Origin of the sequence: Vibrio sp. Vb0888 (assembly GCF_033338835.1) — a bacterium.
Classification (GTDB): Bacteria; Pseudomonadota; Gammaproteobacteria; order Enterobacterales; family Vibrionaceae; genus Vibrio; species Vibrio alginolyticus.
Genome location: NZ_JAWOTL010000001.1, coordinates 219,793 through 241,699, shown reverse-complemented (window position 1 = coordinate 241,699; position 21,907 = coordinate 219,793). Strand labels below are relative to the sequence as shown.

Below are 21,907 nucleotides of genomic sequence, written 5' to 3'. Positions count from 1 at the left end.
AGGCATGAGCACGCTAGCCAACTTTGTAATGATATCTGTTAGATAGGTTTGGCTATTGACGCTGAACATTACTTCAAATTATTTCTAAACTTTTCATTGACTCTGCCGCTAAAAGTGGAGGTGTTAATTCGCACTTTGGCCACTCATAATGTCGTGTTCAAAAATGAGACAATTTTACATGGTTTGGTATGGAAATGTGCGTTAGCCGTCCTTTTGATGGTTTACAAATTTTGTTGTAACGACTACAAAGGACTTTTGGATTTTTAGCCAGAGAACGGCTTCTCATGGCGTTTGCATCAAACTTTTCTGATGCGTATTTTTGGTTGGATAATTGGCTTTATGAGTAACGTAACCAGCACCATTTTGACAGAAAGTGGTACCAATGAGCTTGAAATCATCGAGTTTCATTTAGAAAAAACATTGCCAGATGGCAGCACAAAAACTTGTTATTACGGCATTAACGTTGCGAAAGTACGAGAAGTGATTCGCGTGCCAGAAACAACCGATTATCCAAACGCACAACCTCATATGATTGGTGTGTTCTCATCCAGAGATGTACTGACGCCTTTAGTGGATTTAGCTGGTTGGTTAGGTGTGCCAACACGACAAGATCTGGAGCGCAAGTTTGTAATCGTTACGGATTTCAACAAAATGACCAATGGCTTCTTAATTGACAGCATTTCGCGTATTCATCGTATCTCTTGGAATGATGTGGAATCACCAAGTCAGTTTTTGGAAGCGGGCGAACAAGATTGTGTAGTAGCCGTTGTCCGTAAAGAAGGCAACCTGATCATGATTCTCGACTTTGAAAAAATCATCGCAGACATCAACCCAGAACTGAGTATGGAAAAATACGATGTGAAAGGGGACAAGTCGGTGGATCTCAACCAGAGAATGGTCGGTAAGCGTAATGCTAAAACGATCATGGTGGTGGATGACTCAGCATTTATTCGCTCTTTGATCCAAGATACATTAGCTTCTTCAGGTTACAATGTGATCACATGTAAAGACGGTGGTGAGGCGCATGAGAAGTTGATGAGCTTGATCGAGGTCGCGAAAGAAGAAAACTTGCCAGTTAAAGAGCTATTAGATGCGGTGGTTACGGACGTAGAAATGCCTCGAATGGATGGTATGCACTTAGTGAAGAGACTACGAGATACCGAAGCGTTTCATGAAATGCCGATCATTATGTTCTCGTCATTGATGAGTGAGGATAACCGAGCGAAAGCACTATCTCTTGGCGCAAATGATACGATTACCAAGCCAGAGATTGGCCGCATGGTGAATATGATGGATAAATACGTGTTTAACTTTGCGTAAAAAACCGATCAGATGAAACAAATAAGGCTGCCGATTGGCAGCCTTATTTTTATTGAGGGCAGGGAAGAATATCTAAGGTGTAACTCTCGTTTGGAGTCTGCGGTGGCCCATATAAAATTCCACATTGTGTAAGGCTAGCTCTTTTTTCGTCGGCTGCAGCAATGACCATTTCGCGAGTTGTTGAACCAGCCGGGTGATGAAATGTTTTCCAATCCGAGTCTTCTTCGTTCAGTCCTTGCACGAGTAACTTCATCGATTCGCTATCAGAATCAGGATATCCATATAAAAAAACACAGCGCTTTGAACCACCAATATTACAGCCGTCAAATGGTAAATCTGCCATTAAAGCACTGTCTACGAAGTTTGAAACGTAAGGCTTGCTTTCCAATCCCGCAATCGCCATTTTCCCATAACCGACGCCTAATGCTGACGCAATAGCGCCTTTCATTCCTTCCAAACGAGCTTCACGTGCATCACTTTGAAGGTTTAAAAAGCGTGGCGCGGCAGTGACAGCAAGAATACCGAGCACGACAATAACTACGACTAACTCTATTAGAGTAAATCCCGTTTGTTTTTTCATATTATTTTCACAGCAAGTTAAAGGTAGAAAAACACTGACCGTACACTTGTTTATTGTGTAAATAAGTACGGTAATGATAAATCGATCAGTAGTATAAAGAGGTGAGTTGTAAAGTGCTATACCGACGCCGCACTAATTGACTGAATCCATTAAATGCAATGGAGAATTCACGGGTCTAATTCTGCTAGATTTTAAGAGGTCATTAATTCCGCTGAAGAAATGCTGCGTGAACAGGCGAGCATGAATCCTCTTCGATGTAAGCAAACATGTACATCAGCGGAATGAAATACAAAATGCAAATGAGGGCGAACCGCACAAATGGATTGTCTTTTTATTCACTTTGATGAATGCTACGCGGAATTCATATCGCAGTATGCCTGAGGTATTCACCATGTGAATGTGCTTTGGTTTTGTGTTTATTTTTCAAATATAAGAATAATCTAAATGGAATTCGATTCGATAAACTTCCTTGCAATAGGTTTGATATTTCTTGGCTCTTATGTCCAGACCGCAATCGGTTTTGGCTTGGCTATTGTTGCCGCACCTTTACTGATTCTTTGGGCGCCAGAATATGTTCCTGCGCCAATCTGTTTAGTCGCGTTATTTATTTCGTTGATGAATGCGATGAAGCACCGCAGTAGTGTTGAAATCGGCGGCTTAAAGATGGCGTTGATTGGGCGAGTGCCGGGATCAATTGCTGGTGGCTTGCTACTCTTTTTTGTATCTACACAAACTCTCACGCTTTGGATTGGTTTGTTGGTGCTGTTTGCAGTCTTGGTGAGTGTTTTACCGTTTCGGGTTGAGCCTACGCCTTCGCGTATGACATGTGCTGGCTTCTTTTCTGGGTTGTTTGGTACCAGTTCTGCGATTGGAGGCCCTCCGATGGCGTTATTGTTGCAGCATCAAGAAGCAAATCAGTTACGCGGCAACTTATCGGCTTTTTTTGTTTTCAGTTCGATTATTTCACTAATAGTACAAATCCCAGTGGCCTTCTTCACATTGCATCATTTGGTCATTACTATTCCTCTATTACCTGCTGCGGCGCTTGGTTACTGGCTAGCAATGAAAACTACCCAGTCGTTACCAAAAGAAAAGATTCGGTTTGGGGCACTTATGTTGTGTTTTGTGAGTGGCTTTACCGCCGTCGTACAAGCGTTGAGCCAATAATGCCATCTGCATCATAAAGTCACTGCGGGATTGCATTCCTTTTTATGTATGGCGGACTTGTTTACTTACGCCAAATTGGTCGTTTAGATGGGCGATAGTTTTATGAATAACACTCGTTATGGCACTTTTATGGCAGCATTCTCCTTTGTGATCTGGGGATTGCTACCAATTTATTATCGTTATTTACCGAATGCTTCTATGGATGAGTTGCTAGCATGGCGAATCATTGGGTCTGTACCTGTCGGGTTTCTAATTGTACTTGGGATAACCCGTCGAGGGCTGAATTGGAAAGAAATCTGGCTTGATAAAAAATCCTTGTGGTACACGTTTGTGGCGAGCAGTTTGATGTGTATTTCTTGGAGTGCGTTCACTTGGGCTTTGACCCATCATCGGGTCATCGATGCCAGCTTAGGCTTCTTTATTGGACCATTAGTATCTGTTGCGCTGGGCGTATTTATTCTTGGGGATAGGCTCTCAAAAGGCAAACTTATTGCAATCGTGCTGGCAACAATTGGTGTTATGTATCAAGTGATTCACTATGGTCAGCTACCCGTTATCGCACTAACGATGGGGTTGTTCTTTGCTTTGTATGGGCTGTACAAGAAGAAGATAAATTATGACTGGAGTACAACCTTGTTTGTTGAGGCGTTGTTACTGACTCCAGTTGCACTCGCATATTTGCTCTATAAACAATGGGCAACTGGTGAAATGGCTTCGGGCACAGATACCACAACATTGCTTTTGTATTTTGGCAGTGCACCTATCACACTTTTACCACTCGTATTTTATTCTATCGCAATACGTATAACTAATTTATCAACCGTCGGTCTAATGCAATACATCGAGCCAAGCTTGCAGTTTGTGTTGGCAGTTATGTTTTTTGGCGAGTTGTTTGACGAAGTGAAAGCGGTGACCTTTGCATTTATTTGGGTAGGGCTGTTATTCACAATTTTTGAAAGTATTATCAAAGGGCATCGGCGCAAAAAGCTGGTCAAACACCCCTTATAGTGGTTTCAATATTCTCACATATTAGCTTCTTTATTCTTATGCCCTCCATTCGAGGGCATTTTTAATGTCATGAAGCATTGGCTTTCGTTTTTTGCCCGAATAGAAATCATAACTTGAGATTATTTGACGCATTATCATAATGATACCGCTATAGTTATAGCCAAGTGACACGCTTATATAAGTGAAAACCAGATCAAGAAGGACGACATATGATCACAGCTCTGTATGCCAACATTCTCGCAATACTCATTATTTGGTTGGCTGTTCAAGTAATTAAGCAACGTCGCTTAAATCAAATTGCTTATGCAGATGGTGAGGTAGAGGCTCTACAAATTGCTCGTAGTGCCCAGAGTAATGCGACAGAATATATCCCCATCACCCTGATTTTAATGGCACTTTTAGAATTCAATAGTGCTTACCCAACATGGATACATCTCACCGGTATTATTTTTGTAATTGGTCGAGTTATTCATGCTAAAGGCATATTGAAAAAAGACTTGAAAAAGCGCATTAGAGGGATGCAGGTGACATTTCTGGTGATACTTTCATTGGTTGTGTTAAATATGATTTACCTGCCATACGATAAGTTATGGTAAGTCTGCGACGTTACATTCCACCACCTTGGGTACTCGTTCTGATTGGATTAGTACTGAATATTGGCGCGATCATCGTTACTAGCTTAGTCCTTGATAAGTTGGGTAAACAGCACTCGCAGCTCGCAGAGCAAACAGCAGAAAACTTGTATTCCATCCAACTCGCATGGAACAGTGTGGAAACCCTAGAAAGGAAAAGAGAAGCTTTACTGCTGCATGTGCACATAAGTAAGAGCGTAGCGATACCTTTAGAGCTAGAAGAGGTATTAGCAGGGCATTTATCTTCTTGGGTTCATAACGAGTCGGATGAAATAAAAATTGATCAACTTCCTCAACTAATGTCAAAGATAAATCAGGCACAAGCTTCGTATAGAGACCGCATCGATAATTACTACATTGAGAATGTAGAGCTCAATGAGGTAATGGCAAAGCAGGATGAAAAGATCGCTTGGTACAAGAATATCGGACTCTTCTTGCAAGTATTCGGACTTGCGTTAATCCTTGCACGCGACTTAGCTAGGAAGCAATAAAAGCAAGAGCTAAAGATCAGGTTTATTGCGAAATGCCAATGGTAGTTTGCAAATTGCAATTTATTCTGTGAGCAAACAGTAGCTATTGGTTAAGTTTTAATGAAAGTGATTAAATAACAACCTGTTTTTGTGCGCTGAAAAGTTGGCACGTCTCATGCTTTAGTATGAGTGACCCTTTCTAAGCCGAGGGTCACCTAGCCAACTGACGTTGTTAGTGAACCATCTTGTTCACAAATATATACAGCCAATCACGACTCCTTGTGGTTGGCTTTTTTTTATGCAGTCTAGAACTGTGCTTTAATCCAGATCATGCGATGGTCGGAAGATACATCCTTACCATCACCATACTTACCGATACGTGCATCGTTAAATAGTTTACGGCCTTCTTCATAAGACGCTGACCAGTACACACCAGAGTCTATTACATTCAAATTTGCTGAAGGCAAGGCATAGTCTACCCCTAAGCCAAACGTTGAAGTGATGCGATTCGGATATGGGTGAGTTGAACTGCGGTCAACAGCGTGTTCAGCTGCACCAAAGCTTGTTGGGTAAAGCTCACCATTCATCACGGTTTGGTTAACCAATGGATCGTTATGCAGCTTCTGCATTACAGAGCTAATGCCGTCACCAGCCACTGGATCAAGGTTTTGATCACCCATCATTACGAATTTAGCGCCGTTCGTTAAGCCACCTGTTTTACCCGCATCGTCGTAAAAATAGTCTTTGCCTTGAATGTAATGATGCCAAAACTCCACTTCTGCTGCGTTTTGCGCTTTGTTTTTACCGGTGTCGAATACTGGTGGAGTAGGATGAGACATCAACAAGTGTACAACTTCCTCGCCATTGCGAGTTGGAATGATGATTGGCGCGTCGACGTGATTTTTCGAAGATAGACGCACTTGATCCCACTCTTCCGCTGAGTACCATTCATCACCACACTTCATGCCGTCTGGAATCTTTTGCGAACCGTCACAGATAGTAATGGTTGGAATTGTCGCACCTTCCATATCTTTCCATTTAAATGCTTGGAATGTACGTGTGTTTGCTGTGTCAATTTTATACTTAGACATAAGGGCAAATGCATATTGACCATGGTACATGCCAAAGCCCCATGCATCACCTGGCATTTGACCTGCGGTTCCGTTGTTGTCGAGATCAAACTCACTCAACAACCCTGTATTGGTTGAATAAGATTCAGCATAAGGGTATTCAATAGGCTCAAGGTTTGCTTCACCGCCCGCGCCATCGATACTTTGCGCGACAGACAAGTAGTTCTTCTGGAATCCTTCAATGGCTGCTTTGTTTTCACCTGTTCCATCGTTGTTGTATTCCGCCATCATGAGAACATCAGGACGATTCTTTTGAATGATTGCTGCAACGTTACGAATTTGAATGACTTTTTCCGCAGTGGTTTTGTCTTCGGCTGCGATTGAACCGTCTAAATAAGAGGTGACCAACGCAGCTTGCTGCGTTGGTTCAATTTTCATTTCATCTACCAAAGTTTCGAAGGTAGCGCGGTCAAAAGAGAGGTTGTAAGTCGCTATTTTTACTTCTTTAGGCTGAACATTGACGTATTCAGTATCGTCATTACATCCAGATAGTAGAGCGGCGCCAACAAGGACAGCGATAGAGGTTTTGATTGCTTTCATGGGTACGTCATACCTTATAATTAATTCGGCTGAATATTAAAGTCATCAGTCATTGTTTTAAGCGATATTAGTCACACAAACGTTTTCATATTTACATGTTCAATTAGTTTTTGTGTGATTTGTGCAATAAATGCAACACTTTCAACACCAGAAGGTTATATGTAAATTGTTAAAAAACGGTGTCGTTATTGATGCGAAATAGAGAGTCCGCCACCGTTAAAAAGAAAAGCGTAGAATTTAAGCGTGCATGAGATGTTTGAGTTGTATGCTTATCGCCGTGTTTTATTTTTTATGTTTAAATTTCTGTATATAATAAGCAGTCAATCAGAAGTGAGGACGACCTCACCGCTCTATCTTTTCTCGGGGACGACCCCATCTCGTTGGGAAATGTGACATGGCTTGGGGAATTCTCTTCATTGCGGGCTTGTGTGAAATCGCATGGGCTGTCGGTCTTAAATATTCACAAGGGTTTACCAAATTCGGTGCTTCGGCATTCACTATTGTCTTTATGTTATTGAGCTTTTGGTTGCTTGGCATTGCGTTAAGAACCTTGCCTTTAGGCATTGCTTATGGCGTATGGGTAGGGATTGGCGCAATAGGCACGGCAGTCGTGAGTATTTATCTGTTCAATGAGCCAGCAACACTTATCAAAGCCTTAAGCTTGCTAATGATTGTCGCTGGTATCGCAGGGTTAAAAATATCAGCTTAACGTTAGGCTAAACACAAAACAGCCAGAGTCACTCTGGCTGTTTTTCTAAATGTCGTGTTTACGGTTCTGGGTAGGTATATCAAGCGTTGCGCTTAATAAAAGGTAACCGTAAGTGATGACCAAACGCATTAATTAATGCGCCTGTAACAATCAGACCGCCACCGACGTACGTCCAAATGATCGGAACCTCGCCAAAGAAAATGATGCCCAACAACACAGAAAATACGATCTGGATATACGAATAAGCGGAGGCTTTACCCGCTTGTTGAGTTTGCATCGCTTTGGTTAACCCCAATTGTCCAATTTGGGTAAAGACACCAACTAGAACCAACATGAAAGTCAGATATAGATCGGGCATTACAAAATCGTCGCCAATCAGTAAGAGTGAAGCGGGGAGAGCAACCAACGGGAAATAGAAAATGATCACTGAGCTGTCTTCTGTCTGACTCAGTTTTCTGACAATGACGTAGGCAATTGAGCTACCAAATGCGCCTAAGATCGCAATCATGACGCTAAACATTGGTAAAGCGCTATCTGAGCCTTGCCCAGTTTCTGGGCTTACCATGATATAGATGCCGAGTAAGCACAACGTAATACAAAGGAAAGTTGACGGCTGGATGCGCTCTTTCAAGAAAAATACGGCGAGTAGTGCAGTAAATACCGGATGAATATATTGGAATATCGTCGCTTCTGCTAAAGGTAAGGTGGTCACTGAATAATATACACACATCAGAGCCATCGTGCCCACAGCACCGCGTGCAAATAGTAATGGCTTATTATTGCCCCATACAGAAATTCGTTTTCGCTTTACATCGAAATAACTAATGATAAGTGAAACGAGCGCTCTTGCTGCAACGATTTCAAAAACGGGGATACCGTAGTTGCCGACGTGCTTTACTGTAGCCGACATCAGAGCAAAGCCGAACGCGGAAAGCACCATAAAGCGCACACCGATGGGAATCATAGTGTTGAATGAATTGGACATTTTACTGCTCATTTGTTGCGACAGATCTCACTTTAGCATACTTAGTTAGCGGTTAAATCCTCTCAACTCAAACACTTCTGTCGACAAGATGAATAAACAGTAAAATACGTAGCAATTAATCTGCCTCTCTCAGCGTAACAATAAAAACTCGATATTTAAGGAGCTTACATGATCCCGATAAAAGCAACGCATGTTTCAGGCGTTGTCATTTCAAAAATTGATGGCATAGAAAAAATGCTGTTACTCAAACGCGTAAAAGGTGGCTATTGGTGCCATGTTGCAGGTGGTATCGAAGCGGGTGAAGCCGGGTGGCAAACCATTTTAAGAGAGTTAAAAGAAGAGACACGAATTGACCAAGTTGAGTTACATACAGCAGACTTTCTAGAGCAGTTCTACGAAGCAAAAAATAACCGTATCATGGTTATCCCATGTTTTGTGCTATTTTGTCCGCCTAACCAATCAGTTGTTCTTAACGAAGAGCATACAGAGTATCGCTGGTGTACGCTTGAAGAAGCTAAGCAGCTGGCTCCGTTTGCCAATCAGCATCACCTCTATGAACATGTATGGAAGCATTATGTAGATGTGGCATCACTAACGCCATTTACGCTGATCGATCAAAAGGGCTAAATGAACGGCAACGGCTTTGATTAGTTTTTATAGAGAGGTTTGTTCTCATAAAATGAAGCGTTAGGATTTGCGCTGAGCGTTCACAATAAAAAGGAATAACATCTATGGATGAAGTTACATGCCAAGAGACGTATCAAGGAAATCACTTACAGAAGCGTTTTTCCGTCTCGCAAAGGGTCTCAATTGAGCCCCTCAACACGAAACACGCGTCCGCTTTACTAGAGGTTGTGAACACTCACCGAGAGAGCCTCGAGGGCTATCTACCTTGGACGGATTCTGTCACGAATCATAGAGAGGCCGTGAACTACATTTCCCTGCGAGTGAACAGTAACGCGCTGGATTCCCACTGGTGTGCAATTTATTTTGATGAGCAGCTTACGGGTGTTATTGGCATTAAAGGTGTGGATTTACATACACGTGTTACTGAAATTGGCTACTGGCTTGCCAATAATGGGCGAGGCCATCGTGTGATTGATCAAGTACTCGCAGTATTGATCCCTTTTTTGAAGCAGAAAGGGCACGCACAATTCATTCAGTTCCATTGTATGGAAGATAACATCGCTAGCATCAATATTGCTGAGCGTGCAGGCGCCACATTAAAAGAATACGTTGATCATGAGTTTGATATGCTTGACCGCTCTCAACGACTAGGCATTTATGAACTACGTTTGATGTAGTATCCACCCCAGAGATATTTTAATCAGAGTTCGAACTCTAACTTCACGAGCGCTACAATAGTAACATTGTTGCGCTCGTGTTAACTTGGAGCGTCATTGGTAGAAACTAGGCTAGGAGAAGCATCATGAACGCAATCACAGAGGTTGAAGTAGATAACTTGTTACAGCAAAGCCTCGAACGCTTAAAAGCGGCATATGCAGCCGAGCCTTATCCTAGTTTGGATGAACGTAAACAGCGCCTCGTTTTGTTAAAAAAATCGCTGCTTGAGAACAAACAAGCTTTGGTTGAAGCGTTAAGTGACGATTTTGGCTATCGTTCAGAATTTGATACCGCCATGACCGACGTTTTGCCAACGGTCTCGCATATTAATTATACCCTCAAACGACTAAAAAAATGGTGCAAACCCAGCAAGCGCGAATCCGGCTTATTGCTCGCACCTTCTAAAGTCACCGTTCAGTATCAACCGTTAGGTGTCGTCGGGATCATTTCACCGTGGAACTTTCCTGTGATTTTGAGCCTTGCGCCTTTAGTGACAGCATTGGCTGCTGGCAACCGCGTGATGATGAAGCTCAGCGAATTTACGCCAAAAACCAATAAAGTCATCGTCGATATTTGCCGTGGGTTGTCTGAGTATGTCGAAGTTTTTGAGGGTGAAGCAGACGTCGCACAAGCATTCAGCCAACTGCCATTCGATCACCTTTTGTTCACGGGTTCTACGAGTGTTGGTCGCGCAGTGGCAAAAGCGGCAGCGGAAAACCTTACCCCGGTGACGTTAGAGTTGGGTGGAAAGTCCCCGGTGATCATTGCAAAAGATGCAGACATGAAGAAAGCCGTTGATGCTATCTTGTTTGGTAAATGCATTAATGCAGGCCAGATTTGTGTCGCGCCTGACTACGCGTTTGTACCGCAAGAACGTGTCGAAGAGTTCATTTCGTTATTCTTAAAACGTTTTGAAAAGCTCTATTTAAAATCCAACAAGAATCAAAAGCTGACCCATATTGTCAACCAACGACAATATGATCGTTTGACTGCGCTACTTGAGGATGCAAAAGCGCAAGGTGCTAACCTTCACACTGTTGAAGCGTCGCCCCAAGAGGAACGACTTCTGTATCCTCATTTGGTCACGGATGTGTCGCCGAATATGCGAATCATGCAAGAGGAGATCTTCGGGCCATTTCTACCTGTTAAGCCCTACAATGCCGTTGATGAAGCGATTGACTACATTAATCAGCGCCAAAGACCACTTGCGCTGTATGTTATGTCGGACGACAAATCGACCATCAAACATATTGTACGCAACACCCACAGTGGTGGCGTCGGCGTTAATGATACGGTTTTACATGTTGGCGCTGAAGATGCGCCTTTTGGTGGCGTTGGTGAATCGGGTATTGGGCATTATCACGGAGAGGAAGGATTCAGAACTTTTAGTCATGCGAAAACCATTCTTCACACACCGAAATGGTTGCCAAGAACGAGCGTATTAATGCGCCGTAGGGCTATGGCGATAAAAGCGATCCAAAAGATCTTTGTTCGATAATAATTATGATTTGATTGATAAAAAACCGCCCGAATAGGCGGTTTTTTGTTTCTATATGCTCTGAAACGCTGAGCACCAAAGTCCGAGAAACTTCCATCGCGTGCTACCAACAAAACAAAGAAAGGCTCTTGTTGAAAGAGCCTTGTTCAGGAAGTGTCGAGAGATCTTGGCAAGTTTAATGCAGAACTTCACTGCTGAATCTTAGATATCTACAGTCGTTCATCAGTTCTTTAAACGCCTTTCGGTCCAGCTTAATCAGAGTTTCATGATCGCCAGCTTCAAGGTAGACATGTTCCAAGTTTGCTAGTCTTTCATCGCAAACTGTCGACATGTGGTAAGGGCTACCAATCGGTGGAATAGCGCCGTGTTCACAATCGGTGAAGAGTCGGTAAACCATACGCTCTTTCACCAAGTGGAAGGTGGCATTAAATTCGTCGTTTAATCTCGACAAACTGATTTTGTTGTTGGCAGGTAAGACCGCCATCATATGACGCCCTTCATGATCCTCTAGAATCACACCTTTTGCGATATTCATTAAAGGCACACCTGCTGCAACACCACTTTGTAGCGAGCTATGACTGTGGCTGTGATTCACGGTTTGAAAGTGAATGTTATGCTCAGTCAAATATTCATCTAATCGGGTTGCAATCGTCATATAGCCTCCACGTGTATGAGACCCATAAAAAGTATAGGTTAGTCGGGCGACAATCGCGCATTTTACTCGGCGACACTGACGCTCTTTACGCTCCTGTTCTACGCTTATTGCAAGCCAGCGAGAAAGCATGGTTAACAATAATAAATAGGGGGCAACATGAGCAAGCCAATCATCGCTGATAACAAGCCGATCAAAGTAGAGTTGAAAGCTGGGCAAGAATATTACTTCTGCCGATGTGGGCGTTCTAAAAAACAACCTTACTGCGATGGGTCTCATTCGGGAACCGGCTTAAAGCCAATGAGCTTTAGTGCGGAAAAAGACGAAGATGCCTATCTCTGCCAATGTAAGCATACCGCCAATGCTCCTTTTTGTGATGGTACACACAAGCGATTTACCGCAGAGCAAGTCGGTAAAGAGGGACCGGAACAAAAGCGAGAGAAAAGAGACAAACCAACGGCGTCTGCTACTCAAGAAGAACCAACCCTCGAGTTTATCCACCAATTAGCGAGAGAAGGACTCTCTAAACTCGGTCATCATGGTCCGATGGCTGCAATGGGGGTTCCTAGGCATTTGCTACCACATTGGGATGCTATACAAATCATGGTGGCGCAAATGGCGACACAACCGTTGTTGGAAGACGTTCCTGTGTCTACCGAGTTGATTGTGGGACCAAATGCGCGTAAGCCGCTCAGACTCGCTATTCCTTTGTTGGTGTCGGACATGAGTTTTGGCGCACTTTCTGAAGAGGCGAAAATTGCGCTAGCAAAAGGTGCAGAGTTGGCAGGGACTGGGATTTGCTCTGGTGAGGGTGGCATGTTACCGGAAGAGCAAGCCGCTAATTCACGGTATTTCTATGAGCTTGCTAGTGCTCAATTTGGCTACGACGAATCTAAGCTTCTTAATGTTCAGGCGTTTCACTTCAAAGGCGGGCAAGGAGCAAAAACGGGCACGGGTGGTCATCTGCCTGCAAATAAAAATGTAGGTAAGATCTCTCAGGTGAGAGGCATCCCCGAGGGACAACCAGCGATATCACCACCAACGTTCAAAGATCTTCACACTACTCACGATTTCAGAAAGTTTGCTGACAGAGTTCGTGGCATCACAGGCGGTATTCCAATTGGATTTAAACTCAGTGCCAACCATATTGAGCAAGACATTCAGTTTGCGCTTGATGCTGGGGCTGATTACATCATCTTAGATGGTCGCGGTGGTGGCACGGGTGCGGCGCCAACTATGTTCCGTGATCATATTAGTGTGCCCACCATTCCTGCATTAGCTCGTGCACGTAAGTATTTAGATGAAAAAGGTGCAAGTGACGGCGTCACATTAATCATCACCGGTGGGTTGCGAGTTCCTACGGATTTTGTCAAAGCGTTGGCACTTGGAGCAGACGGAGTAGCGATAGCAAACAGTGCGATGCAATCGATCGGTTGTGTCGCGGCTCGCATCTGCAACACCAATAATTGCCCGGCAGGCATTGCGACACAAAATGCCGATTTGAGGCAGCGTCTCGACGTTGAAAAGTCATCCCAGCAACTGAAAAATTTCTTCGAATCTTCGGTTGAGCTCATGAAAGTCATGGCGAGGGCGTGTGGTCATCACGCTCTGAATGAATTTAGTCATCATGATTTAGCTACCTGGGATCACAACATGGCGAGGCTGTCTGGGATTAAGTATTCAGGTATGGACTTAAACTGATCTCTATCCATATTTTCTGCATATAGGTACATGTTTGATAACAATTATTTATTCGCTGAAATGTTTGAAATTTTGACTTGGCGTTAACTAAAAAAACAGTGTATGAACTACGCTGTTTGAGGTGGATATTCGATTTATTGAATAACAAAGAGTGGTTACCACAACCACGACACGAAGGAGCATTATATGAGCAAAGCAAACGGCGGTTCGGTAGGTAAATGTCCAGTTATGCATGGTGGGCAAACATCTACAGATAAGTCGGTGATGGATTGGTGGCCGAATGCCTTGAACTTAGACATCCTGCATCAACACGACTCCAAAACCAACCCATTTGGTCAGGACTTTAATTACAAAGAAGAACTGGAAAAGCTAGATGTCGAAGCACTTAAAAAAGATTTAAAAGATTTAATGACTAATAGCCAAGACTGGTGGCCTGCCGACTGGGGACACTACGGTGGTTTAATGATCCGAATGGCATGGCATGCAGCGGGCAGTTATCGTATTGCGGATGGCCGTGGCGGTGCTGCTACAGGCAACCAACGCTTTGCTCCTCTCAACTCTTGGCCAGATAACGCCAACCTCGATAAGGCTCGACGCCTTTTATGGCCAATCAAGAAAAAATATGGCAACAAACTAAGTTGGGCAGACCTGATTGTCCTTGCCGGTAACATGGCGTACGAATCCATGGGTTTTAAGACCTTTGGCTTTGCGTTTGGACGAGAGGACATTTGGCACCCAGAAAAAGACACTTACTGGGGCTCTGAGCAAGAATGGTTAGCCACAAGTGACGCTGATAACAGCCGCTACTCTGGTGAGCGAGATTTAGAAAACCCGCTTGCTGCGGTAATGATGGGTCTTATCTATGTGAACCCTGAAGGGGTAGACGGTAACCCAGATCCTCTCAAAACAGCACATGACATGCGAGTGACCTTTGCGCGAATGGCAATGAACGATGAAGAAACCGTCGCGCTCACAGCTGGTGGTCACACGGTGGGTAAGTGTCATGGTAATGGTGATGCCGCAAACCTTGGCCCAGAGCCCGAAGCAGCAGACGTTCATGAGCAAGGTCTTGGCTGGATTAATCACAAAACACGTGGTATCGGCCGTGACGCGGTAACGAGTGGTATTGAAGGTGCTTGGACAACACACCCTACACAATGGGATTACGGATACTTCCACCTACTATTTAAGTATGACTGGGAACTGAAAAAGAGCCCAGCCGGCGCATGGCAATGGGAGCCAATCGACATTGAAGAACAAGACAAGCCTGTCGATGTTGAAGACGGTTCTAAGCGCTACAATCCAATCATGACCGACGCCGATATGGCGCTCAAAATGGACCCTGAATATCGTAAGATTGCAGAAAAGTTCCAAAATGACCCTGCGTACTTTGATGACGTTTTTGCTCGTGCCTGGTTTAAGTTGACACACCGCGATCTAGGACCAAAATCATGTTATTTCGGCCCAGATGTGCCAAGCGAAGATCTTATTTGGCAAGACCCAACGCCCGCAGGTAAGACAGACTACGATGTCGATTTAGTGAAAACAAAAATTGAAGCAAGTGGCCTATCCATTAGTGAGTTAGTCAGTACGGCGTGGGATAGCGCGCGTACTTACCGTGGCTCTGACCGTCGAGGAGGTGCAAATGGCGCGAGAATTCGCTTGGCTCCGCAAAAAGATTGGCAAGGGAACGAACCTGAACGTCTAAGCCGTGTTCTTGCTGTGCTAGAAAAAATAGCAGCAGAAGAGGGCTGTAGTGTTGCAGACGCTATCGTGCTTGCTGGGAACGTAGGTATTGAACTGGCTGCGCGTGCCGCAGGTCATGATGTTTCCGTGCCATTCGCGCCAGGCCGAGGTGATGCCACCCAAGAGATGACGGATGTGGAATCGTTCGAAGTACTTGAGCCTGTTGCTGACGGTTTCCGAAATTGGTTGAAGAAAGACTACGCGGTTAAGCCAGAAGAGCTTTTATTAGATCGTGCTCAGCTTATGGGGCTAACGGCGCCAGAAATGACGGTACTTATCGGTGGTATGCGCGTTCTAGGCAGTAACTACGGCGGTGGAAAAGAGGGCGTATTTACTGAGCGAGTCGGCACTTTGTCGAATGATTTCTTCGTGAACCTTACTGACATGGCATATACGTGGAAACCAGTGAGTGCTAATCAATATGAAATCCGTGATCGTAAAACCGACGCTGTGAAGTGGACGGCTACTCGAGTGGATCTTGTCTTTGGTTCAAACTCGATCCTGCGTTCGTATGCGGAAGTGTATGCGCAAGATGATAATCAGGAAAAATTCATCCATGACTTCATCGCCGCATGGACGAAAGTCATGAACGCGGATCGTTTTGACTTGCAATAAGTGAAACGATGTTCATCGATAGATGCGTAAACAAAGTTGATGAATAAGTAAGAGAGGCGGGCGAAAAGCTCGCCTTTTTCTTTACCTATCTTTTTACTTTGATTGTTACTTTGATTGAAAATTAAGCTCATTTGAACCATAATAACTGGACCATATGAACCACAGGAGCTTGATATGGCAACTGCAGCATTAAAAAGCTTCAAACCGAAACAACCTCATAAAGCCAATTTCTGGTTTATGTTGGGTATTGAAGACGCTGAAACAGGTCGCACTGATGCGGTTCACAAAGGCTTTGAGCCAAAGGTGTATCGCAATATTGTTGAGCGTGTGAAGCTTTCTCAGAGTGAGTTTCAAAACGTCACATTGATACCTGTCAGCACGGTCAAGCGTCGTCTAAAAAACGATGAACGCTTCAATACGCAAGAAAGTGACGCAATCTATCGATTAGCGATGTTATTGAAACTCGCGACAGAACTGTTTGACGACGAAGAGCGCGCGTTAAAATGGATGAGAGAGAATGTGTATGGCTTAGGTGGAAAACGTCCACTTGATATGGTCTCGACCACGGTGGATTTTGAAATCGTAAAAGATTTGATCGGCCGTTTAGAGCACGGGGTATTCTCGTAATATGAAGCTCTATCGTCTCACACAAAAGAAATTTGCTGACACGCCATTCAGCCCCGTTGGCGCAAAGTTATTTGGAGGGCGATGGAACTCAAAAGGAACCGAAGCCCTCTACTTCTCTGAATCGGAATCCCTTTGCTCGTTGGAAGTGTTTGTTCACGTAAACAACGATCCTGCTATCACCAAACTTTACGATTTATATCGTATTGAAATGCCAGAATACCTCATCGCCACCTTAGATGAAGAAGATCTCCCTGTGACGTGGCGAGCAATACCGGCGAGCGAGTCTACACAGTACATTGGTGATCAGTTTCTCAATGATCCTCATCCAGAGTTTGCCGCGCTGCAAGTGCCTTCAACGATTTCACCTCGTGATAAAAACTACGTGGTGAATCCAAATCATCCCAAAATGAAAGAGATCATCAAGAAAGCCGAAAAGCTCGATTTCGCGTTTGATCCGCGCATTTTCAAATAGACGCCTAGCTTTGTCTTGCTTTAAAGCATTCAGCGCTTACCTGAGATAAACGCTGAAGCATAAAAGTTTATTTCCTTGGTTATTGTCGGTCGTAAGTGAACTGTTGCGCTTCATTTGTAGTGTTGAGGTAATGCCCAAGCACCAACTCAGCACCTTTGTAAGATAAATGGCTGTCATCCGTATACATCGCATTGTTTGCTCCAACTCTCATTCGACATACGCCATTTCTGCAAATGGCATCGGTCAAGTCGACAAACTCAACGTGCTCAAATTGCTCAAAGTAGTTCACTAACTTCGCCACGTTTTGAGGGTGATGTTGTTTGGGAGAAAAGTCGCAGGCAGACTCTTCTGTCTCGCCAAACAAACGCGCTTTCCAAAGGCATTCTCCTACCGGAAAAGGTGCAGAAGGGGTTGGACCGAAAACGACCACTTCCTTTCCTTTCAGTTCATTCAATAATTTGGTTAATGATGCTTCATAATCGGCTTGTGAAAGCTCTTTATTGAAATTAGAAGAGATAACAACGCGACGAATGGAAGGGGTACTTAGAATTGTATCGACAGCCTCATTGAAGAACTGTCGGCAAGAAATTGAGCCAGCAGCTTCTAGGATGTCGACATAACCGACCGCACAGGAATCTTGAGTAAGTTGCACCACGCCAGTTGGTGTTACTTCGGATAGACGCTTCACGTAAACCATGCTGTGACTATTGCCTAACACAGCGATGGCGGGCTGCGGCGCAGACGAGCACACATCGTTAACGTTGGTGTTGCCGTTGCAATCTAAACCATAACCGTTGTTAACTCGCATGGCCTCGAAAAATGCGCTTCTTTCTGGAAAACCACCGTTTTGATGACCGATAACGCCGAGCGTTAGCAAGGGCAACGTCAACAACACAATAACCGCGGACACAGTGCGCATGCTCATGGCTTTTCGGCTACGGAACGGCTTTTCAATAAAGCGCCAAGTGAAGTAAGAAAGTACAAAAAGAGTGACAACGTAAAGTGGGATATTGATGTCTTGTGTTGTGTCCAACACGTAGCGGTAAAAGACAAATAATGGAATGTGCCACAAGTATAAGCTGTAGCTGATTAAGCCGACGAACACGACCCACTTTAGGCTCAGTAATCTACCGCAGACATTGTCTTTAGAGGCAAACAAAATCACCAACGCGCTACCGATGACCGGCACCAGCAGCGTAATGCCCGCGCCATCTTGCGATTTTTCAAACAAAAGCGCGGAAGCCAATATCAAAACGATGCCAATGGTTGCTAGAGTATCGTTAGATTGAACTTGGACTTTTCTCATCACTAATGCGAGTAATGAACCGGTTGCCAGTTCCCAAGCACGAGAGAAGATCATGTAGAAGGCGAAATCAGGATCGTTGCTCGTATAGACAATAGTCATCAAACTCAGCGCAAATACCGCGATGAAAAAAGTCAGGTAAAACGCGTTTTTACCACGAGCGAGTAGCATGAGTAGCAAAGGAATGACAATGTAGTACTGTTCTTCAACGCCCAAGCTCCATGTGTGGAACAGCGGGTTGGCTTGATCTTCTAAACCGAAGTAATTGTGGCCTTTCAAATACAGAAGAATGTTGGATGCCGAAAGAATGGAAGACACCGCAAATTGACCAACGTCTTTGTGTGCTTGCGGCAAAAAGAGCCACCAAGACATCAAATAGCTGACGGCGATCACCACCAGTAAGAGGGGGAGTATGCGACGAATGCGTCGCTCATAAAAATCACCAAGGCTGAACTTCTGGTTTTCTAAGTCGTTAATCACGATGGTAGTGATCAAATAGCCGCTGATCACAAAAAATACGTCGACGCCAATAAAGCCACCAGCGAATTGCTCAACTCCTGCATGAAACAAAATCACCAACGTGACAGCAATCGCCCTTAATCCGTCTACTTCTGCTCTGTAAGTCATATCGTGTTGCTCCAACATTCCGTTTAATGAAGTAGAGCAAAATATGAACCAGAAATAATGTTTATTTAAATTAGTGCTTTAAAGTGATTTTCAAAATGAAAATGCTAGGTGGGTTAACGAATTCCCAAATTGAATTTCAATATGGAAACCCCATAAAGAATGATCTTAAGAAGCGCTAAATCAAAGAACGTAAAGCGCGAGGCACTTAGACTTCATTGAAAATGATTACGCTAAAGAAACGATGACAAAGAATACGATTCAGGAAACAATTGCCAGCTTTACTTGTATCGAAGAGGCTTTGAATTACTTCGACATCGAGTTTGATAGCCGATTTATCGAAAACAATCGAACCGAGTTGGTTAAGAGGTTTCACGGCTACTTAATCCTCACTAAACCGGATGATTGGTTTTCAGGTCGTCGTGCTTTAAAGAATGCTTACTGTAAAGTACAACGCAGTTTGCTCAGTAAAAAGACGCGCTCTGCGTGTCGAGGTTGTACATCTTGTCAAAGACGTTAATTCTGGTGGCTTGCCTAAAAAGAACCCTGCATCTTGGCGTCACAGGGGGAAGAGCAAGGTTCTTTTGGGCAAGCTATTGGTTTGTCGCGAGTTGCGAATCAGCTTTACGTAGATGAATTAACCCGCGTGGTACGCAGGGTAGTCCACTAAGCCTTTTTCACCGCCGCCGAACAATGTGGCAGGGTCATGTTCTGCCAGTGGATAGCCATGCTTGATGCGGCTTGGTAAGTCTGGGTTTGCAACAAACGGACGGCCAAAGCCAATCATGTCAGCTAAACCACTTTCAATCGCGTGTTGCGCCTTTTCTGCGTTGTAACGACCGGCATAAATCAGTGTACCTTTGTACGCCTCACGAACTGCGGTTTTAAAGTTGTGCGGAGTGTCTGGCGCGTCGTCCCAATCTACTTCTGCAATGTGAATGTAAACCACATTGAGTTTATCAAGCAGCGCTGCAGCGGCGGTGTAGGTTTCGACTGGCGTACTATCAACGGTGCCATTTAACGAAGTGAATGGTGCAAGACGAACACCAACACGCTCAGCGCCAATAGCTTGCGTCATCGCTTCTATCACTTCACCAAGAAAACGCAGACGGTTTTCAATAGAGCCACCGTATTCATCGGTGCGGTTATTCGCTTCAGAATCGATAAACTGGTTAACCAAGTAGCCATTCGCTGCATGAAGCTCGATACCATCGAATCCGGCTTCTATCGCGTTTAGTGCGGCTTGGCGGTACTCTTCAATAACGTTCTTGATGTCTTGTCTGGTCATTTCACGTGGCACAACCACGTCGACAAAACCCGGTTCGTCTGTGCCGTTATCGACAAATACTTTCACGTTTTCTGCTTTTAGCTCAGAAGAAGAAATAGGTTGCTCACCGCCAATGTTATCAGGGTGAGTCACGCGACCAACGTGCCATAATTGCGCGAAGATAACGCCGCCTTTCTCGTGCACCGCATTAGTTACTTTTTTCCAGCCAGCAATTTGCTCTGGGCTGTAAATGCCTGGTGTCCATGCATAGCCTTGACCCATTGGCGAAATTTGTGTGCCTTCAGCAACGATTAAGCCCGCTTCAGCACGTTGAGCATAGTAGGTCGCCATCATGTCGTTAGCGATATTACCTGGTTGAGAAGCACGAGAGCGCGTCATCGGAGGCATAACGATACGGTTTTTTAATGAGAGAGAGCCAAGTTGAATGGGTTGAAATAATGCGTCTGTCATAGGAAACCTCGTTATTTTTGAGTTTGGATAAGTTCGATTTGGTAACCATCGGGATCTTTAATGAACGCGATGTGAGTTTCTCCGCCTTTCATTGGACCTGGCTCGCGAGTAACGTTGCCACCAAGCGCTTTAATTTTTTCGCAAGCGGCGTAAATATCTTCAGACCCCAGTGCCATGTGTCCGAATGCGTTACCCAAGTCGTAACTGTCGGTATCCCAGTTATAAGTTAGCTCGATGGTCGCGCCATCTGGTTGATCAGGGTTACCAACAAACACCAGTGAGTAACGGTATTCTTGGTTTTCAAAACGATCCAAAACACTCATTCCCAGAACTTTTGTATAAAATTCGATAGATTTGTCTAGGTCAGCTACACGGATCATCGTGTGGAGAAACTTCATAAGTCGCCTTTTCATAACGTTGCGTAATCACTATGCAAACCATATCGCCACTCTAAATAAACTGGAAATTATCGTTAATTATTAAAATGATTATTTAGTGTTATGAAAAGCGAGGTTGCTGGCCCTGCAACATGCAAACAAAGATTACTCGCCGTTTCTTTTTAATTGTTGGCATATGCTAATTACTCTTTTGAGAAACCGAGTTACTATCATGTCTACAAACAGCTATTGTCATTACACTCACGAATCTCATCATCAATGTGCGGTTTGTTCTTCAATTAATGTGAATCCGAACTCTTTGGCCGTGAACTACCAATACCTAGCCGATGGCTCTGTTGTCGGAGAGTTTCACGTTTTACCGCGTCATCAAGGTTACACAGACCTGTTGCATGGTGGTATTGCCAGTTCGCTTCTCGATGGTGCAATGACGCATTGTTTGTTATCTAAAGACATTCAAGCCCTTACGGCGCAGTTGGATGTGCGCTACCATGAACCTATTCAGTTAGATGATCGAGTCACGATTACTGCACACTGTGAAGGTGAACGACGCGGTATATATCAACTGGTGGCTCAATTGCGGGTCGAAAGCGAAGTTAGAGTGACGGCTAAAGGGAAGTTTATTCGTCCTAAAAAGGCATAAATAAAAAC

At 44.2% G+C, this 21,907-nt stretch carries 22 protein-coding genes; 15 read left to right on the top strand and 7 right to left on the bottom strand.

What is annotated here, in order from left to right; translation table 11 throughout:
* Positions 1-339 precede the first annotated feature (339 nt).
* Positions 340-1,320 carry a chemotaxis protein gene (locus R7P72_RS01180; RefSeq protein WP_025998672.1) on the top strand — a complete coding sequence of 327 codons (981 nt, stop codon included), beginning with the start codon at positions 340-342 and terminating at the stop codon, positions 1,318-1,320.
* Positions 1,321-1,369: 49 nt separating this feature from the next.
* Here R7P72_RS01180 and R7P72_RS01175 read toward each other — a convergent pair whose 3' ends face one another.
* Positions 1,370-1,900 carry a prepilin-type N-terminal cleavage/methylation domain-containing protein gene (locus tag R7P72_RS01175; RefSeq protein WP_005376513.1) on the bottom strand — a complete coding sequence of 177 codons (531 nt, stop codon included), beginning with the start codon at positions 1,898-1,900 and terminating at the stop codon, positions 1,370-1,372.
* Between the two features lie 444 nt (positions 1,901-2,344).
* On the opposite strand from R7P72_RS01175, the gene R7P72_RS01170 reads away from it, so the two are divergent.
* The 4 genes from R7P72_RS01170 (at position 2,345) to R7P72_RS01155 (ending at position 5,198) form a co-directional block, all read left to right on the top strand.
* A complete protein-coding gene (locus tag R7P72_RS01170; RefSeq protein ID WP_213907013.1) occupies positions 2,345-3,067 on the top strand; it encodes a sulfite exporter TauE/SafE family protein in 723 nt (240 codons plus the stop codon).
* A 102-nt stretch (positions 3,068-3,169) separates the two neighbouring features.
* Entirely contained in the window at positions 3,170-4,075 is a 906-nt protein-coding gene (rarD, locus tag R7P72_RS01165) for an EamA family transporter RarD (protein ID WP_213907014.1), read from the top strand.
* Between the two features lie 209 nt (positions 4,076-4,284).
* The gene (locus tag R7P72_RS01160) at positions 4,285-4,671 is read left to right on the top strand and encodes an MAPEG family protein (protein ID WP_053349157.1); all 387 of its coding nucleotides are present in this window, start codon (positions 4,285-4,287) and stop codon (positions 4,669-4,671) included.
* Positions 4,665-5,198, top strand: coding sequence for a DNA mismatch repair protein (locus R7P72_RS01155; protein WP_213907015.1), 534 nt, complete (start codon positions 4,665-4,667; stop codon positions 5,196-5,198). The genes R7P72_RS01160 and R7P72_RS01155 overlap by 7 nt, the downstream gene beginning before the upstream one ends.
* A gap of 284 nt (positions 5,199-5,482) precedes the next feature.
* Here the strand turns inward: R7P72_RS01155 and R7P72_RS01150 are convergent, their stop codons facing one another.
* The gene (locus R7P72_RS01150; protein WP_213907016.1) at positions 5,483-6,847 is read right to left on the bottom strand and encodes an endonuclease/exonuclease/phosphatase family protein; all 1,365 of its coding nucleotides are present in this window, start codon (positions 6,845-6,847) and stop codon (positions 5,483-5,485) included.
* 394 nt (positions 6,848-7,241) lie between these two features.
* Between R7P72_RS01150 and R7P72_RS01145 the strand changes: the two genes are divergently transcribed.
* Positions 7,242-7,556 carry a DMT family transporter gene (locus tag R7P72_RS01145; protein WP_005376506.1) on the top strand — a complete coding sequence of 105 codons (315 nt, stop codon included), beginning with the start codon at positions 7,242-7,244 and terminating at the stop codon, positions 7,554-7,556.
* 79 nt (positions 7,557-7,635) lie between these two features.
* Here the strand turns inward: R7P72_RS01145 and R7P72_RS01140 are convergent, their stop codons facing one another.
* Entirely contained in the window at positions 7,636-8,541 is a 906-nt protein-coding gene (locus R7P72_RS01140; RefSeq protein WP_053303529.1) for a DMT family transporter, read from the bottom strand.
* Between the two features lie 168 nt (positions 8,542-8,709).
* Here R7P72_RS01140 and R7P72_RS01135 point away from each other — a divergent pair, with 168 nt between their 5' ends.
* The 3 genes from R7P72_RS01135 to R7P72_RS01125 all read left to right on the top strand — a co-directional run bounded on the left by R7P72_RS01135 (position 8,710) and on the right by R7P72_RS01125 (position 11,383).
* Complete coding sequence (locus R7P72_RS01135) at positions 8,710-9,168, top strand: NUDIX hydrolase (RefSeq protein WP_053303530.1); 459 nt, start codon at positions 8,710-8,712, stop codon at positions 9,166-9,168.
* A gap of 104 nt (positions 9,169-9,272) precedes the next feature.
* Positions 9,273-9,845 (top strand): GNAT family N-acetyltransferase, encoded by a 573-nt coding sequence (locus tag R7P72_RS01130; protein WP_033906501.1) that lies wholly within the window; start codon positions 9,273-9,275, stop codon positions 9,843-9,845.
* A 125-nt stretch (positions 9,846-9,970) separates the two neighbouring features.
* On the top strand, positions 9,971-11,383 hold the full coding sequence (locus R7P72_RS01125) for a coniferyl aldehyde dehydrogenase (protein WP_033906502.1): 1,413 nt from the start codon (positions 9,971-9,973) through the stop codon (positions 11,381-11,383).
* 175 nt (positions 11,384-11,558) lie between these two features.
* Here R7P72_RS01125 and R7P72_RS01120 read toward each other — a convergent pair whose 3' ends face one another.
* A complete protein-coding gene (locus tag R7P72_RS01120) occupies positions 11,559-12,038 on the bottom strand; it encodes an aminoacyl-tRNA deacylase (RefSeq protein WP_005376501.1) in 480 nt (159 codons plus the stop codon).
* 156 nt (positions 12,039-12,194) lie between these two features.
* Between R7P72_RS01120 and R7P72_RS01115 the strand changes: the two genes are divergently transcribed.
* The 4 genes from R7P72_RS01115 (at position 12,195) to R7P72_RS01100 (ending at position 17,196) form a co-directional block, all read left to right on the top strand.
* Entirely contained in the window at positions 12,195-13,736 is a 1,542-nt protein-coding gene (locus R7P72_RS01115; RefSeq protein WP_238972398.1) for a glutamate synthase-related protein, read from the top strand.
* 186 nt (positions 13,737-13,922) lie between these two features.
* Positions 13,923-16,097 carry a catalase/peroxidase HPI gene (gene katG, locus R7P72_RS01110; RefSeq protein WP_213907018.1) on the top strand — a complete coding sequence of 725 codons (2,175 nt, stop codon included), beginning with the start codon at positions 13,923-13,925 and terminating at the stop codon, positions 16,095-16,097.
* Positions 16,098-16,271: 174 nt separating this feature from the next.
* On the top strand, positions 16,272-16,724 hold the full coding sequence (locus R7P72_RS01105) for an antitoxin Xre/MbcA/ParS toxin-binding domain-containing protein (protein ID WP_005376498.1): 453 nt from the start codon (positions 16,272-16,274) through the stop codon (positions 16,722-16,724).
* A 1-nt stretch (position 16,725) separates the two neighbouring features.
* Entirely contained in the window at positions 16,726-17,196 is a 471-nt protein-coding gene (locus tag R7P72_RS01100) for an RES family NAD+ phosphorylase (RefSeq protein WP_005376497.1), read from the top strand.
* Positions 17,197-17,275: 79 nt separating this feature from the next.
* Here R7P72_RS01100 and R7P72_RS01095 read toward each other — a convergent pair whose 3' ends face one another.
* A complete protein-coding gene (locus R7P72_RS01095; protein ID WP_318110360.1) occupies positions 17,276-19,126 on the bottom strand; it encodes an acyltransferase family protein in 1,851 nt (616 codons plus the stop codon).
* A gap of 241 nt (positions 19,127-19,367) precedes the next feature.
* Here R7P72_RS01095 and R7P72_RS01090 point away from each other — a divergent pair, with 241 nt between their 5' ends.
* On the top strand, positions 19,368-19,643 hold the full coding sequence (locus R7P72_RS01090; RefSeq protein ID WP_054576025.1) for a nitrogenase-stabilizing/protective protein NifW: 276 nt from the start codon (positions 19,368-19,370) through the stop codon (positions 19,641-19,643).
* A gap of 117 nt (positions 19,644-19,760) precedes the next feature.
* Here the strand turns inward: R7P72_RS01090 and R7P72_RS01085 are convergent, their stop codons facing one another.
* Together R7P72_RS01085 and gloA are read right to left on the bottom strand one after the other, a co-directional pair.
* Complete coding sequence (locus R7P72_RS01085; RefSeq protein ID WP_054576024.1) at positions 19,761-20,861, bottom strand: alkene reductase; 1,101 nt, start codon at positions 20,859-20,861, stop codon at positions 19,761-19,763.
* Between the two features lie 11 nt (positions 20,862-20,872).
* On the bottom strand, positions 20,873-21,259 hold the full coding sequence (gene gloA, locus R7P72_RS01080) for a lactoylglutathione lyase (protein WP_005376490.1): 387 nt from the start codon (positions 21,257-21,259) through the stop codon (positions 20,873-20,875).
* A gap of 211 nt (positions 21,260-21,470) precedes the next feature.
* On the opposite strand from gloA, the gene R7P72_RS01075 reads away from it, so the two are divergent.
* Positions 21,471-21,899, top strand: coding sequence for a PaaI family thioesterase (locus R7P72_RS01075; RefSeq protein ID WP_213907020.1), 429 nt, complete (start codon positions 21,471-21,473; stop codon positions 21,897-21,899).
* Positions 21,900-21,907: the final 8 nt, after the last annotated feature.